Below are 12,421 nucleotides of genomic sequence, written 5' to 3' on the forward strand. Positions count from 1 at the left end.
GGGTCAGCCGTCCCCGCAGACCCGGAGGCCCTTCGGCGTCGCACAGGGCAGGTGCCCGTGGGCGCTGATGACGTCCTGTCCGCCGCCCCTGGCGAGGTAGGTGAGGAAGCTGGAGGTCAGGGAGTCCGCCGGGGGTACGCCCCACGTGTACGCGTACTCGACCTCCCGGTACGGGTAGGGGGAGTCGCCCAGCTCGTCGACGTCCGGCCGGTGTCCGTCGACGGCGACCCGGTGCAGCCCCTTCAGTCCCGTGCCGGACCGCAGTTCGCTGTAGCCGAGGGCGCCGGGCAGCCGGGCCACGGTCTCCAGGACCTGTTCGGTGGAGTCGAGTTCGCAGCGGATCACCGTGGACTCGGGGTCGTCGCGGTGCTCGCAGTCGAGCGAGGAGTTGGCCGGCTCGTTGCGCCCGAGGACCCGCCGCTGGAAGACCTCGCGGGTCCCCGAGTTGGCGTTGCGGCTGACCAGCAGGATCGGCTGCCGCGGCCCGCCGGTCAGCTCGCTCCAGTCGGTGATCTCGCCCCGGTAGATGCGGCGCACCTGCTCCAGGGTGAGGTCGTCGACGGGCGTGCCGTCGTGGAGGACGAGCGTGAAGAGGGAGACGGCGATCATGGTCCCGCGCAGCCGGGGGCCGCCGCGCGGCCCGGGCCCGTCGGAGAGCGCCACGAGCGCGGGCGCCCCCTCGCCCCCGCTCTCGCCCACCTCGCCCCCGCCCTTGCCCCCCTTGCCGCCCGCGTCCGCCTTCGCGCCCTCGGCGGCGAGCCGGCGGATGCCGGAGGTCGACCCGTGGGCCTCGACGACGATCGTGGCGCCGTCACAGTCCTTCTCGTACTTCTCCGCCACGTCCCGGACGACCGGCGCGAAGGCGGTGGAGCCGGTGACGGTGAGGGTGCCGCGGACACAGCCGATGGGCGGCGGGGTCCGCTCGCGGACGATGATCGCGGCCAGGGCCACCACGCAGGCGGTGAGGACGACGGTGACGGTCCGGGCGGTCGGGCTGAAGCGGGGCGGCTTCTCGTCCGGGGTGGTGCTCCTGTTCCGCCGGATCTTCCCGCCGTGGATGGTCCCGTCGACCTTGATGTCGCGGTCGGCCACGCCGCCGCCGAGCTGGACGAGCAGCTTGAAGTACTGGCCGCGCTCCAGGGCCACCTTGGGCACGAGGACGGAGCTGCCGTTCCTGCCGAGCCTGGGGGAGCGCTCCAGGTCGTCCCTGATCGTGTTCCAGCCGGCCGGGACGGTGGCGACCACGCCCCGCACGGTGCGGTCGCCGAAGGTGATCCGCAGGCCGTGCGGGTCGGTGGAGGGGCCGTAGTCGTCGGAGCCGATGTCGAGGTCGCGGTCGTTCTCGATGCGGAGCAGGACGAGCGTGGAGCCGTTCTCGGGCGGGGCCACGCCCACGACCTCGCCCTCCCGGACGGTCATGACGCCGCCGGACGCGCCGTCCGGGTGCTCCTCCCGGTGGAGCGGGGTGTTGAGCTGCACGCGGTAGCCGAGCCGCTTGCGCTGCGGCGAGAACCGGTCGAGCCAGACGGCGCCGACCGAGACCAGGACACCGAGCAGCGCGGTGCCCACGGCCGTCAGGTTCTCTGCGGTCATCCACTCCATGGCCGAGACGGTACGGACGCGTGTGCGAGCCCGGGGGCGCCGTAGCGGCCCGCCACCTGGATTTCTCCGTTCGTTCAGGTGGACGGGCCGGGGTTGCCGGGGGTGTGGAGCGTGGGTGTAATGGCCACGAGGGGGCCCTTCCGTAGGAGGAATACCCCATGCGTGTCGTCGAAGTGAGCGCCTACGGCGGACCCGAGGTCCTCCGGGCTGCCCGCCGCCCCGAGCCGGAGGCAGGCGACGTCCCGGGCCGGGTGCGCGTCCGGCTCAAGGCCGCCGCCGTGAACCAGGCGGACCTCAGGATCCGCGCCGGGCGGTACGCCGCGGTCATGGGGGAGCTGGCCCCGCCCTTCGTCCTCGGCTACGACTTCGCCGGCCGGCTCGTCGACCCCGCGCCGGGCCTTCCCGAGGGCACGCGCGTGGCCGGTTTCATCCCCTGGATGGAGGAGGCCACGGGCGAGGGGTCGTACGCGGAGGTGATCCGCGCCGACCCGGCCTGGCTGGCGCCGATCCCGGACGAGGTGGACTTCACGACGGCGGCCGTCGTGCCGCTCTCCTCCCTGACCGCCGCGCAGGCCGTCGACCTGCTGGAGCTGCCCGAGGGGTCCACCGTGCTCATCTCGGGCGCGGGCGGGGTGGTGGGGCGGTTCGCCGTCCAGCACGCCGCGGCGGCCGGGCACCGGGTGGTGGCCCTCGCGGAGGAGCACGAGGCCTCCGAACTGCGCGTCCTGGGCGCGGAGGCGGTCGTGCCGCGCGGCGCGCCCGCCGAGGTCCTCACGCAGGTCCTCGGGTTCGCGCCGAACCGGGTCGACGCGGTCTTCGACGCCGCCCTGATCGCCGATCCGCTGCTTCCCGCGCTCAAGGACGGCGGCGTGTTCGTCTCCGCCTCCGGCGACCGGCTGCCGGTCCCCGAGCGGGACATCGACGTCACGGCGGTGCGCGGCCGCCCGGACGCCGCCCGCCTGAAGGGGATGCTGGAGCGCGTCGCCGCCCGCGAACTCGCCACCCGCGTCGCCGACGTCATCCCCCTGGAGCAGGCCGCCGAGGCCCACCGCCGTGTGGAGTCGGGCCACCGTCCCGGCCGCATCGTCCTGATGATCTGACCCGGCGCCGGACCCCGGCACCGAACCCCGCACCGCCCCCGGTCATCGCCGGGGGCGGTGTCGTGCGCGCCCGCATGCCGAATCTTGGTCTAGACCTTGACAGGTTCAGACCAATCGCGCTTCGCTGGCCTTCCCCCCACCGGAAGGACCGCGCATGCGACGTCTCGTGTCCCTGTTCGCCGCCCTCTGTACGGCAGTTGGGCTCGCCATCCTCCTCCCCGCCGCCTCGGCGGGCGCCGCCCCGGCCTGCGTGGCCGCCTGGAACTCCTCAAGCGTCTACACGGGCGGCATGACCGCCTCGTACAACGGCCACAACTGGTACGCCAAGTGGTGGACCCAGAACGAACGCCCCGGCGGCTCCGACGTCTGGCGCGACGAGGGCGTCTGCGGCACGGGCGGCGGCACGACCCCGCCGCCCACGAGCGGATTCGTCGTCTCCGAGGCCCAGTTCAACCAGATGTTCCCGAGCCGGAACCCCTTCTACACGTACGCGGGTCTCGTCGAGGCCATGAAGAAGTACCCGGCCTTCGCCACCACCGGCGGCGAGACCGTGAAGCGCCAGGAGGCCGCGGCCTTCCTCGCCAACGTCCACCACGAGACCGGCGGCCTCGTCCACATCGTGGAGCAGAACACCGCCAACTACCCGCACTACTGCGACTGGGGTCAGCCGTACGGCTGCCCGGCCGGCCAGGCCGCCTACTACGGCCGCGGGCCCATCCAGCTCTCCTGGAACTTCAACTACAAGGCCGCGGGCGACGCCCTCGGCATCGACCTCCTGAACAACCCCTGGCGCGTCGAGCGCGAGCCGGCCGTCGCCATGATGACGGGCCTCTGGTACTGGAACACCCAGAACGGCCCCGGCACGATGACCGCCCACAACGCCATGGTCAACGGCGCCGGCTTCGGCGAGACCATCCGCGCGATCAACGGCAGCCTGGAGTGCAACGGCGGCAACCCGGCCCAGGTGCAGAGCCGGGTCACCAAGTACCAGCAGTTCACCCAGATCCTGGGCGTCCCGGCCGGCGCCAACCTGTACTGCTAGGTCAGCCCTGCCACGCGACGAAGGCGGACCAGGCGGCGGGCTCCACGGCGAACGTGGGCCCGTCGCTCCGCTTGGAGTCCCGGAGGTGGACGGCGTGGGCGCAGGCGGCGACCTCGACGCAGTTGCCGCCGCTGTCGCTGCTGTACGAGGACGTGCGCCAGGCGATGGCCACCTCGACGCACTCCCCGCCGCCGCTGTCGCTGTAGCTGGACTTGAACCAGTGGAGGGTCTCGCTCATCTCTGTTCTCCCGCCAACTCCTCGATGAGACCCAGCGACCGGCGCGGATCCAGGGCCTGTGCCCGGATCTTCGCATACCGCTGCCGGTGCGTACTGACCTTCGCCCGGTCGGTGATCAGCAGGCTCTCGCCCTGGATCTCCAGGAAGGTGATGTGGTCGTGAGCCGGGGTTTCGATGACGGTCAAGTTCCCTCGGTCGCCCACGTAGGCTCCCCCCAACCCCGCGTCCAGCGGCAGCACCTGAAGGTTCACGTTCCTCCTCCGCGCGCACTCGGCCAAGTACTCCAGCTGCTCGCGCATGATCTCCCGGCTGCCGATCGGTCGGCGCAGCACCGACTCGTCGAGGATGAGCTCGATCTCGCACACCGGCTTCCGGTCGAAGAGCGCCTTCCGTGACATCCGCGCGACCACCAGCTCCTCCACGCGCTCCGGCGTGGGCTCCGGATAGCCGCCCGCGATCAGCGCGCGGGCGTAGGCCTCCGTCTGGAAGAGGCCGTGGACGACGTGGTTCGCGTACAGCCACAGCGCCACCGCCTTCTGCTCGATCGGCGCGTAGCCCCGGAACTGCTCCGGCAGCTTCTCCAGGCGTACGAGGTCCAGCAACTCCGCGAAGATGCCGGTGCCCTCGCCCAGGACGCGTTCGAGCTGGAGCAGCATCTCCTCGCTCACCGGCTGCGTCAGCCGCTCCATCGCGCTCACCGCCGCGCCCGTGTACCCCATCCGGGTCCCGAGCTGGTCCTGCGTCAGGCCTTGCTTCACCCGCATTCTCTTCGCGACCGTCGCCGCCACCCGCGCCGCGGGTCCCGCTGATTCCTTGTTCTCCGCTCGCGCCATCGCGATCCCCATTCGGACTCGACCGATCTCAAACGGTCTCAACTGCTCCCCGCCGAATTCGACTGCGCGCGAGGTGCGTTGATGCAGGTCAAGGGGTTGCCGACGCGCCCTCCGCAGTCGTGGAAAACGCTAGCGGGGACGCGGGAGCATGTCCTCGTGAATGCAGAGAATCGGGCAGTAAACGCGGACTGGATTCCTGTTTCCGGATTCCATCTCCGCAAGGCCGGGGTGCAATTCGACGCCGTTCGCGTCGACGGCGACGACGGCCGTCGGCTCGCCGACCGGATAGAGGCGCTCACGGGCGGCGACCCGGGGCCCGTCGTCATGGAGGCGAACGGCCGGCGCGGGGTCTACTTCCTGCTGCCGCCCGGCACGACCGCCCACCGGTCCTGGCCGCGCGGGGTGACCCGGTTCAACTCGGCGCCCGACCGGGTGAGCTACGTGCCCGTGCCCGCGTTGACGGGCCGGACCTGGCCGCTCGCCTGGCGCTTCCCGCCGACCGCCCCGGGCCGCTTCGTCCACCCGTTGCTGCTCCGCAGCGCGGTGACGGAGCTGCTCGGCGGCCAGGTGCCCTGACGCCCCCGCCCGAGGGCGCCTCCCCCAACCGCTCAGTCCCGCTCGATCGCCTCCAGTGCCGCCGACAGCCGCTCCAGGACCCGCACCGTCTCGTCGAAGGCCTCCTGGCCGCCCAGCTCGGACACGAGCCGGGCGGCCAGCTCCGCGTGGCCCGGGTCGATGCGGCGGACCGCCGCGCGGCCCTCGTCCGTCGGGGCGAGGAGCTTGGCGCGGCGGTGGGCCGGGTTCGGCTCGTACGCCGCCAGCCCCTCCCGTACGAGCAGGTCCGCGACGCGCTGGACGCTCTGGCGGGTGATGCCCATGACGCGGGCGATCCCGGCGACCGGCAGCGGTTCGGGGAGGACGGCTCCCAGGACCTGCCACCAGGTGGCGGTCAGGCCCGCCGGCTCGGCCAGCCTCTCCGAGACGGCGAGGAACTGGCCGTTGAGCCGGAAGACGCCGAGGGCCGTGCGGGAGAGGGCGTCCTGCTGGGCCCTGGTCACGCGTTGAGCTCCTCGAAGGCCGCCGGGTCGGAGTCGTGGAAGAGGCGGTACCAGGCGTCGCGCTTGCCCTCGTACGCCCCGAGGCGGGCGAAGATCTCGCGGGCGAAGGCGACCGGCTCGGTCGGGCCCGCCGTGATCAGGTCCCCGTCCCGCACCGCGTCCGTCTCGACGTAGTGCTCGCCGCCCTTGTAGCCGGTGGCGGCCAGGTAGAAGGAGACGGCGCTCGTGTGCGGGCGGTCGTCCAGGAGGCCCTCCTTGGCGAGACCGGCGGTGGCGCCGCAGATCGCGGCGACCGGGACCCCGGCGTCGAGGAAGGCCCGGGCCTTGGCGGTGAAGGGGGCGAGCTCGTCGCCCTCGTCGTACTTCTCGGCGCCCGGGAGGATCAGCAGGGCGCTGTCCTCGGGGCGGAGGTCGGAGAGCGCGAGGTCCGGGACGATCCGGATGCCCGCGAGGGTGGTGACCGGCTCGCCGGCGACCGGGCCGACGGTCCTGATCGTGTAGCCGGCGCGGGCGAGCCAGGCGGTGGCGTGGCCCGTCTCCCAGTCGGCGAGGGTGTCGTAGACGGCGAGGTGAACGGTCCTGGTGTCAGTCTCGGTTCCCATGACAGAAGACTGTCATGTCGACAGCATGCTGTCAATGGTGCCGCCCGTGGGGTCCCCCGGGCGGCCTCGGGGCAAGGTGTCGCGTCCGGACCGGTCTCGATGGACAAGATGGCCATGGCCGGTCCCACCTGCGCTTCCTTACCCTCGGGCGCATGACCCCTCATGTCATCGAACCCGATCCCGAGGCCGGCGCCGCCGTCAAGGCAGCCGACCGTGCGCACGTCTTCCACTCCTGGTCCGCCCAGGGACTGATCGACCCGCTCGCCGTCGCCGGCGCCGAGGGTTCGTACTTCTGGGACTACGACGGCAACCGCTACCTCGACTTCACCAGCGGCCTCGTCTACACGAACATCGGCTACCAGCACCCCACCGTGGTCGCCGCCATCCAGGAGCAGGCCGGGAAGCTCGCCACCTTCGCGCCCGCCTTCGCCGTCGACGTCCGCTCCGAGGCCGCACGCCTCATCGCCGAGCGCACCCCCGGTGACCTGGACAAGATCTTCTTCACCAACGGCGGCGCCGAGGCCGTCGAGAACGCCGTCCGCATGGCCCGGCTGCACACGGGCCGCACGAAGGTGCTCTCCGCCTACCGCTCGTACCACGGCGCCACCTCCACCGCGATCAACCTCACCGGTGACCCCCGCCGCTGGGCCTCCGACACCGCCTCCGCCGGTGTCGTGCACTTCTGGGCGCCCTTCCTCTACCGCTCGCCCTTCTACGCCGGCACCGAGGCGGAGGAGTGCGCGCGGGCCCTCCAGCACCTGGAGGACACGATCGCCTTCGAGGGTCCCGCGACCGTCGCCGCGATCATCCTGGAGACCGTGCCCGGCACCGCCGGCATCATGACCCCGCCGCCCGGCTACCTCACCGGCGTGCGCGAGATCTGCGACCGGTACGGCATCGTCTTCGTCCTCGACGAGGTCATGGCGGGCTTCGGCCGCACCGGGAAGTGGTTCGCCGCGGAGCACTTCGACGTCGTGCCCGACCTGATGACCTTCGCCAAGGGCGTCAACTCCGGCTACGTGCCGCTCGGCGGCGTCGCCATCAACGCCGAGATCGCCGCCACCTTCGACAAGCGGCCCTACCCCGGCGGCCTGACCTACTCCGGTCACCCGCTCGCCTGCGCCGCCGCCGTCGCCACCATCAAGGTGATGGAGGACGAGAAGGTCGTCGAGAACGCCGCCCACATCGGCGAGACCGTCCTCGGCCCCGGCCTGCGCGAGCTCGCCGAGCGCCACCCGTCCGTGGGCGAGGTCCGCGGCACCGGCGTCTTCTGGGCGCTCGACCTGGTCAGGAACAAGGAGACCCGCGAGCCGCTCGTGCCGTACAACGCGGCCGGCGAGGCCAACGCGCCGATGGCCGCCTTCGCCGCCGCGGCGAAGAAGAACGGCCTGTGGCCCTTCGTGAACATGAACCGCACCCACGCCGTGCCCGCCTGCAACATCACCGAGGCCGAGGCCAAGGAGGGCCTGGCGGCCCTCGACGCGGCCCTCACGGTGGCCGACGAGCACACCGCGTAAACGCTCGAACGCACACACGGAGGTCCCCTCCGCCTGGACTAGGGTGTCCCGCAGCCGGACGGAGGGGGCCGAACCATGCCCACGAGCGGAGCTGTCACCCGCAACACCCTGCGACAGCAGATCGCGGACGCGCTCCGTGACGAGGTGCTGGCGGGCCGTCTCCAGCCGGGCACGGAATTCACCGTCAAGCAGATCGCCGAGCAGTACGGGGTCTCCGCCACGCCCGTCCGCGAAGCCCTCGTCGACCTCTGCGCCCAGGGCCTCCTCGACTCCGACCAGCACCGCGGCTTCCGCGTCCACCAGTTCACGGTCGGCGACTACCGGGCCATGGTCGAGGCCAGGATGCTCGTCGTCGACGGCCTCTTCCGCCGCTACCCGTCCCCGGAGGCGCTCCCGCCGCCCGAGGTCGGCACGGGCGTCGCGCTCGTCTCCGTACGCCGCAGGGGAGAGGCCGCCGCCCGCGCGGCCCGCGCCGGTGACCTGGACGTCCTCATCGGCTACGACATCCGCTACTGGCGCGAACTCGCCAGGATCGTCGCCGCCAACGACCACATCGCCGACTTCCTGCACCGGCTGCGCGTCCAGGCCTGGGTCTTCTCCGTGCCGTACCTGCGCGCCGAGCGCGAGATGCACGGCTGGCTGTGGAGCGGCCACGTCGAACTCGTCGACGCCGTCACGCGCGGCGACGCCGAGGGCGCCCTCGCGGTGATCCGCGCCTACAACGCGCACGCCCTCGAATGGGCCGACCGCCTGGAGGCCCGGCAGAACCGCACGGGCTGACATGCCCCACGGCCCGGGACCGACCGGCGCCCCGGGGCGACCGGCGCGGGACCGACCGGCGCGGGTTGAGCGGCGGCCCGCCGGGGCAGGTGCTCCACGGGTGGGCGTCGTCGGCCGGGCCGACTACCCTTGCCCTCCCTGCATCTGACGGAGAGCGAGCCTCCCTTGGCCTGTGACCTGTGGCTGGTCCCCCTCGTCGACGTGCTGTGCCACAGCCCCGACAACCCCTTCGCCGAAGAGATCGCGGCCTACGACGCGGTGCTCAGCGCCTCCGGCCTGCCCACCGTGCCCGTCTACGCCTACATGCCGGGGCTCTCCGGAGACGTCGCGCCCGTCGCGGGCTTCGACTACGAGGCCCTGCACTTCCTGCGCCGCGCCTACCTCCTCCAGATCTGCGGCCTGCCCGTCGAGCCGGTCGGCGCACTGGGCGGGGACTACGAACAGCTCCTGGAGATGTTCGAGGCGACCGCCCAGCAGTCCCACCTCGTCTGGCACTACGACCACGCGGGCGCCTACGTGCCCGTCGACTTCCCGGTGCCGCTCTCCAGCGACGAGCTCCTGGAGGGCGGCGGCCCGCTCGGCTCCTCCTACGGGCTGCTGCGCGAGCTGGAGTACGTGGCGCCCGCGATCGGCATTGACCCGGCGAACCCCCCGGCCGCGCCCCGGCCCCCGGAGCGGCCCACCGAGCTGGAGGAACCCGCCGCACCGATCCCGTACGACGACGGCCCCTTCGCCCGGGAGCGGCACGTCTGGCTCGGCCTGCATGCGGCGGCGACCCGCAGCCTCGCCCAGGGCTCGATGATCATGCTCAGCTAGGCGGCTCCGGACGCGCGGTGGCGCCCGGAGGCCTCAGCGGGCCTCCGGGGGCCGCTGGCGCGGCATGTTCGGCCGGGTGCCCGGCGGCAGCGGGAAGCGGCCCGACGGATGGACGCTCTCCGCCCGCGCGGGCACCACGCCCACCGACTGGAGCGCCAGCGGCGCCGGACCCGAGCGGAACTCGACCATCCAGTCCGCCGTCTCGGCCCGTACGAGCTCGGTGACGTCCTCCGAGAAGCGGCGCAGCACCCCGAGACAGCGCTCGGCCGCCTCGCTCGCCGTGCCCTCCGTGGGGCCCAGGACCTCCCGCACGCTCTCCGCGGCCCAGTCGAACTGCAGCGCCTGCAGTCGGCGCTGCACGGCCTGCGCGGTCGCCACGTCCCTCATCCAGCCGGACGTCAGCCCGAAGTACCGGTCGCACGCCAGACAGGCGGCCCCCAGGAGCAGCGACAGATACCCCCACCCGGCCGTTCCCTCCCAGGCGCCGGTCAGGTCGAGCAGCGGCAGCGCCGCGCCCGCGGTCACCCCGAGCGCGGTGCCGAGCCGCAGGATCCGGGCGCCGCGGCGCTTCCAGACCCGGTCGGAGAGGTACCACTCCGCGGTGCGCAGGGCGTTCGCTTCCACCCAGCGGTACAGCTCGTCGAGACGCTCGGCCGGCTCGCCCCAGTCCCCCAGGGGGAAGGGCCGGCCGGTCAGATCACGCTGGACGTCTCCCCCGGGGTGCCCCGGCGGCTGCATCTCCGGCTGCTGGCTCACCGGGGGACTCCTCTGTTCAGCTCAGCGCTCGTGTCGCTCGTGTCCTTCTGTGACGTGCGGTGCACGTGGTGCCTGCCCTTCCTACCGCCGAATGGAGGGCGGCGGACCCGGAATCCCGGGATTTCCGCCCGCAAGAGGGGGTTGATCAGGTAGAGGAGCCCGCAGTTTCTCACTCGAAAGAGTTGCTGCGGCGGGGCGGCCGCCGACCACGTAGGCTCGGGATACCGACATCCGGACAACAGAACCCTCAGGAGTGACCGTGATCCCCGGTGGTGGCCAGCCCAACATGCAGCAGCTTCTCCAGCAGGCCCAGAAGATGCAGCAGGACCTCGCCCGTGCCCAGCAGGAGCTGGCGGCGACCGAGGTCGAGGGCCAGGCGGGCGGCGGCCTCGTCAGGGCGACCGTGACCGGCAGCGGCGAGCTGCGCGCCCTCGTCATCGACCCGAAGGCGGTCGACCCCGAGGACACGGAGACCCTGGCCGACCTGGTCGTCGCCGCCGTCAAGGCCGCCAACGACAACGCGCAGCAGCTCCAGCAGACCAAGCTCGGCCCGCTGGCCCAGGGCCTCGGCGGCATGCCCGGCATGCCCTTCTGAGGCCTCCCGGGCCTCCCCGGAGGGCGTCCTCCGGGGCCGCGCGGGCCTTCTAAGGCCCGTCCCCAGCCACTACCGTAAGAACCAGCACCACCCGAGAAGGGCGATCCGTTGTACGAAGGCGTGGTTCAGGACCTCATCGACGAACTGGGCAGGCTGCCCGGCGTCGGTCCCAAGAGCGCGCAGCGGATCGCCTTCCACGTCCTCCAGGCGGAGCCCACGGACGTCCGGCGGCTCGCCCACGCGCTCCTGGAGGTCAAGGAGAAGGTCCGCTTCTGCGAGGTCTGCGGGAACGTGGCGCAGCAGGAGCAGTGCGCCGTCTGCCGCGACCCGCGCCGCGACCGGACCGTCATCTGCGTGGTCGAGGAACCCAAGGACGTCGTCGCGATCGAGCGGACCCGCGAGTTCCGGGGGCGGTACCACGTCCTCGGCGGCGCGATCAGCCCGATCGAGGGCGTCGGCCCGGACGACCTGCGCATCCGCGAGCTGCTCGCGCGGCTCGCGGACGGCACGGTCACCGAGCTGATCCTCGCGACCGACCCCAACCTGGAGGGCGAGGCCACCGCGACGTACCTGGCGCGGATGATCAAGCCCATGGGCCTCAAGGTGACCCGGCTCGCCAGCGGCCTCCCGGTCGGCGGCGACCTGGAGTACGCCGACGAGGTGACCCTCGGCCGTGCCTTCGAGGGGCGGAGGCTGCTAGATGTATGACGACCGGGCCGGCGCGCTCCCAGGGAGGCTCCTCGATGTCTGACCCCACGCTCCACTCCGTCACGCAGGACCCGGACGACTTCGCCGTCCAGATCGCCGACTCGATCGAGAGCTTCATCGTCGCGACCACCGAGGTGGCCAAGGGCGACGAACCCGACAGCGCGGTGCCCTTCCTGCTCCTGGAGGTCTCGCAGCTGCTGCTCGCGGGCGGGCGGCTCGGGGCGCACGAGGACATCGTCCCGGACGAGCGGTACGAGACGGACACGGGCCCGGAGCCGGACGCCGACGAGCTGCGCGAGCGGTTCGCCGCCCTCCTGGACCCGGTCGACGTCTTCTCGGAGGTCTTCGACCCGTACGAGCCGCGCAAGGCGCCCGTGCCGGCCCGGATCTCCGACAACCTCGCCGACATCGTCACCGACCTGCGCCACGGCCTCGCCCACTACCGGGCCGGCCGCACCACCGAGGCCCTGTGGTGGTGGCAGTTCTCGTACTTCTCCAACTGGGGCCCGACGGCCTCGGCGACCCTCCGCGCCCTCCAGTCGCTCGTCGCCCACGTCCGCCTCGACCAGCCGCTGGCCGCCCTCGACGGCCTCGACACGGACGAGGACCTGACGGAGGACGACCTCGCCGAGGAGGCGGGCCGCGTGATGCTGGAGGAGATCGCGGCCCCGCTGGGCCTGCGCGGTCGCTCCCTGCGGAAGTAGCGGCGCCCGGGGCTCCCCCGAACTCGGGTGCTTTCAGGGGCACTCGGGCGGCTGATGCCCCATCATGGCC

General features: G+C 72.5%; 15 protein-coding genes. 9 read left to right on the plus strand and 6 right to left on the minus strand.

Translation table 11 applies throughout. The features are described 5' to 3' along the window. Positions 1-3: 3 nt before the first annotated feature. On the minus strand, positions 4-1,602 hold the full coding sequence (locus ACWDVG_RS10745; RefSeq protein ID WP_451698252.1) for a PstS family phosphate ABC transporter substrate-binding protein: 1,599 nt from the start codon (positions 1,600-1,602) through the stop codon (positions 4-6). Positions 1,603-1,760: 158 nt separating this feature from the next. Between ACWDVG_RS10745 and ACWDVG_RS10750 the strand changes: the two genes are divergently transcribed. Beyond that, positions 1,761-2,702 (plus strand): NADP-dependent oxidoreductase, encoded by a 942-nt coding sequence (locus ACWDVG_RS10750; protein WP_451698254.1) that lies wholly within the window; start codon positions 1,761-1,763, stop codon positions 2,700-2,702. A 154-nt stretch (positions 2,703-2,856) separates the two neighbouring features. After that, entirely contained in the window at positions 2,857-3,744 is an 888-nt protein-coding gene (locus ACWDVG_RS10755) for a glycoside hydrolase family 19 protein (RefSeq protein WP_451698256.1), read from the plus strand. Between the two features lies 1 nt (position 3,745). On the opposite strand, the gene ACWDVG_RS10760 is transcribed toward ACWDVG_RS10755, so the two are convergent. Together ACWDVG_RS10760 and ACWDVG_RS10765 are read right to left on the minus strand one after the other, a co-directional pair. Next, on the minus strand, positions 3,746-3,982 hold the full coding sequence (locus ACWDVG_RS10760) for a DUF397 domain-containing protein (protein WP_451698258.1): 237 nt from the start codon (positions 3,980-3,982) through the stop codon (positions 3,746-3,748). Continuing rightward, entirely contained in the window at positions 3,979-4,815 is an 837-nt protein-coding gene (locus tag ACWDVG_RS10765; protein WP_451698260.1) for a helix-turn-helix domain-containing protein, read from the minus strand. The genes ACWDVG_RS10760 and ACWDVG_RS10765 overlap by 4 nt, the downstream gene beginning before the upstream one ends. Before the next feature lie 156 nt (positions 4,816-4,971). Between ACWDVG_RS10765 and ACWDVG_RS10770 the strand changes: the two genes are divergently transcribed. Continuing rightward, positions 4,972-5,391 carry a hypothetical protein gene (locus ACWDVG_RS10770; RefSeq protein WP_451698262.1) on the plus strand — a complete coding sequence of 140 codons (420 nt, stop codon included), beginning with the start codon at positions 4,972-4,974 and terminating at the stop codon, positions 5,389-5,391. 32 nt (positions 5,392-5,423) lie between these two features. Here the strand turns inward: ACWDVG_RS10770 and ACWDVG_RS10775 are convergent, their stop codons facing one another. After that, positions 5,424-5,873, minus strand: a complete 450-nt coding sequence (locus tag ACWDVG_RS10775; protein WP_451698263.1) for a MarR family winged helix-turn-helix transcriptional regulator — start codon at positions 5,871-5,873, stop codon at positions 5,424-5,426. Beyond that, complete coding sequence (locus ACWDVG_RS10780) at positions 5,870-6,475, minus strand: DJ-1/PfpI family protein (RefSeq protein ID WP_451698265.1); 606 nt, start codon at positions 6,473-6,475, stop codon at positions 5,870-5,872. The genes ACWDVG_RS10775 and ACWDVG_RS10780 overlap by 4 nt, the downstream gene beginning before the upstream one ends. Before the next feature lie 152 nt (positions 6,476-6,627). On the opposite strand from ACWDVG_RS10780, the gene ACWDVG_RS10785 reads away from it, so the two are divergent. The 3 genes from ACWDVG_RS10785 to ACWDVG_RS10795 all read left to right on the plus strand — a co-directional run bounded on the left by ACWDVG_RS10785 (position 6,628) and on the right by ACWDVG_RS10795 (position 9,588). Next, a complete protein-coding gene (locus ACWDVG_RS10785; protein ID WP_451698267.1) occupies positions 6,628-7,992 on the plus strand; it encodes an aminotransferase class III-fold pyridoxal phosphate-dependent enzyme in 1,365 nt (454 codons plus the stop codon). A gap of 75 nt (positions 7,993-8,067) precedes the next feature. Continuing rightward, positions 8,068-8,772 (plus strand): GntR family transcriptional regulator, encoded by a 705-nt coding sequence (locus ACWDVG_RS10790; RefSeq protein ID WP_451698269.1) that lies wholly within the window; start codon positions 8,068-8,070, stop codon positions 8,770-8,772. A gap of 165 nt (positions 8,773-8,937) precedes the next feature. Then, positions 8,938-9,588, plus strand: a complete 651-nt coding sequence (locus tag ACWDVG_RS10795; RefSeq protein WP_451698271.1) for a hypothetical protein — start codon at positions 8,938-8,940, stop codon at positions 9,586-9,588. 33 nt (positions 9,589-9,621) lie between these two features. Here the strand turns inward: ACWDVG_RS10795 and ACWDVG_RS10800 are convergent, their stop codons facing one another. Next, the gene (locus tag ACWDVG_RS10800) at positions 9,622-10,326 is read right to left on the minus strand and encodes an SLATT domain-containing protein (protein ID WP_451698563.1); all 705 of its coding nucleotides are present in this window, start codon (positions 10,324-10,326) and stop codon (positions 9,622-9,624) included. A 277-nt stretch (positions 10,327-10,603) separates the two neighbouring features. Here ACWDVG_RS10800 and ACWDVG_RS10805 point away from each other — a divergent pair, with 277 nt between their 5' ends. From ACWDVG_RS10805 to ACWDVG_RS10815, 3 genes are all read left to right on the plus strand, one after another. Beyond that, positions 10,604-10,939, plus strand: a complete 336-nt coding sequence (locus ACWDVG_RS10805; protein ID WP_451698273.1) for a YbaB/EbfC family nucleoid-associated protein — start codon at positions 10,604-10,606, stop codon at positions 10,937-10,939. A gap of 108 nt (positions 10,940-11,047) precedes the next feature. Continuing rightward, on the plus strand, positions 11,048-11,647 hold the full coding sequence (gene recR, locus ACWDVG_RS10810) for a recombination mediator RecR (protein ID WP_451698275.1): 600 nt from the start codon (positions 11,048-11,050) through the stop codon (positions 11,645-11,647). 35 nt (positions 11,648-11,682) lie between these two features. Beyond that, entirely contained in the window at positions 11,683-12,351 is a 669-nt protein-coding gene (locus ACWDVG_RS10815) for a DUF5063 domain-containing protein (RefSeq protein ID WP_451698276.1), read from the plus strand. Positions 12,352-12,421 lie beyond the last annotated feature (70 nt).

The organism is Streptomyces sp. NPDC003327 (assembly GCF_053589515.1).

What these genes read in the sequence shown, in the direction of transcription:
- ACWDVG_RS10745 (WP_451698252.1), bottom strand. Translation starts at nt 1,602, where the DNA reads ATGGAGTGGATGACCGCAGAGAACCTGACGGCCGTGGGCACCGCGCTG.
- ACWDVG_RS10750 (WP_451698254.1), top strand. Translation starts at nt 1,761, where the DNA reads ATGCGTGTCGTCGAAGTGAGCGCCTACGGCGGACCCGAGGTCCTCCGG.
- ACWDVG_RS10755 (WP_451698256.1), top strand. Translation starts at nt 2,857, where the DNA reads ATGCGACGTCTCGTGTCCCTGTTCGCCGCCCTCTGTACGGCAGTTGGG.
- ACWDVG_RS10760 (WP_451698258.1), bottom strand. Translation starts at nt 3,982, where the DNA reads ATGAGCGAGACCCTCCACTGGTTCAAGTCCAGCTACAGCGACAGCGGC.
- ACWDVG_RS10765 (WP_451698260.1), bottom strand. Translation starts at nt 4,815, where the DNA reads ATGGCGCGAGCGGAGAACAAGGAATCAGCGGGACCCGCGGCGCGGGTG.
- ACWDVG_RS10780 (WP_451698265.1), bottom strand. Translation starts at nt 6,475, where the DNA reads ATGGGAACCGAGACTGACACCAGGACCGTTCACCTCGCCGTCTACGAC.
- ACWDVG_RS10785 (WP_451698267.1), top strand. Translation starts at nt 6,628, where the DNA reads ATGACCCCTCATGTCATCGAACCCGATCCCGAGGCCGGCGCCGCCGTC.
- ACWDVG_RS10790 (WP_451698269.1), top strand. Translation starts at nt 8,068, where the DNA reads ATGCCCACGAGCGGAGCTGTCACCCGCAACACCCTGCGACAGCAGATC.
- ACWDVG_RS10800 (WP_451698563.1), bottom strand. Translation starts at nt 10,326, where the DNA reads ATGCAGCCGCCGGGGCACCCCGGGGGAGACGTCCAGCGTGATCTGACC.
- ACWDVG_RS10815 (WP_451698276.1), top strand. Translation starts at nt 11,683, where the DNA reads ATGTCTGACCCCACGCTCCACTCCGTCACGCAGGACCCGGACGACTTC.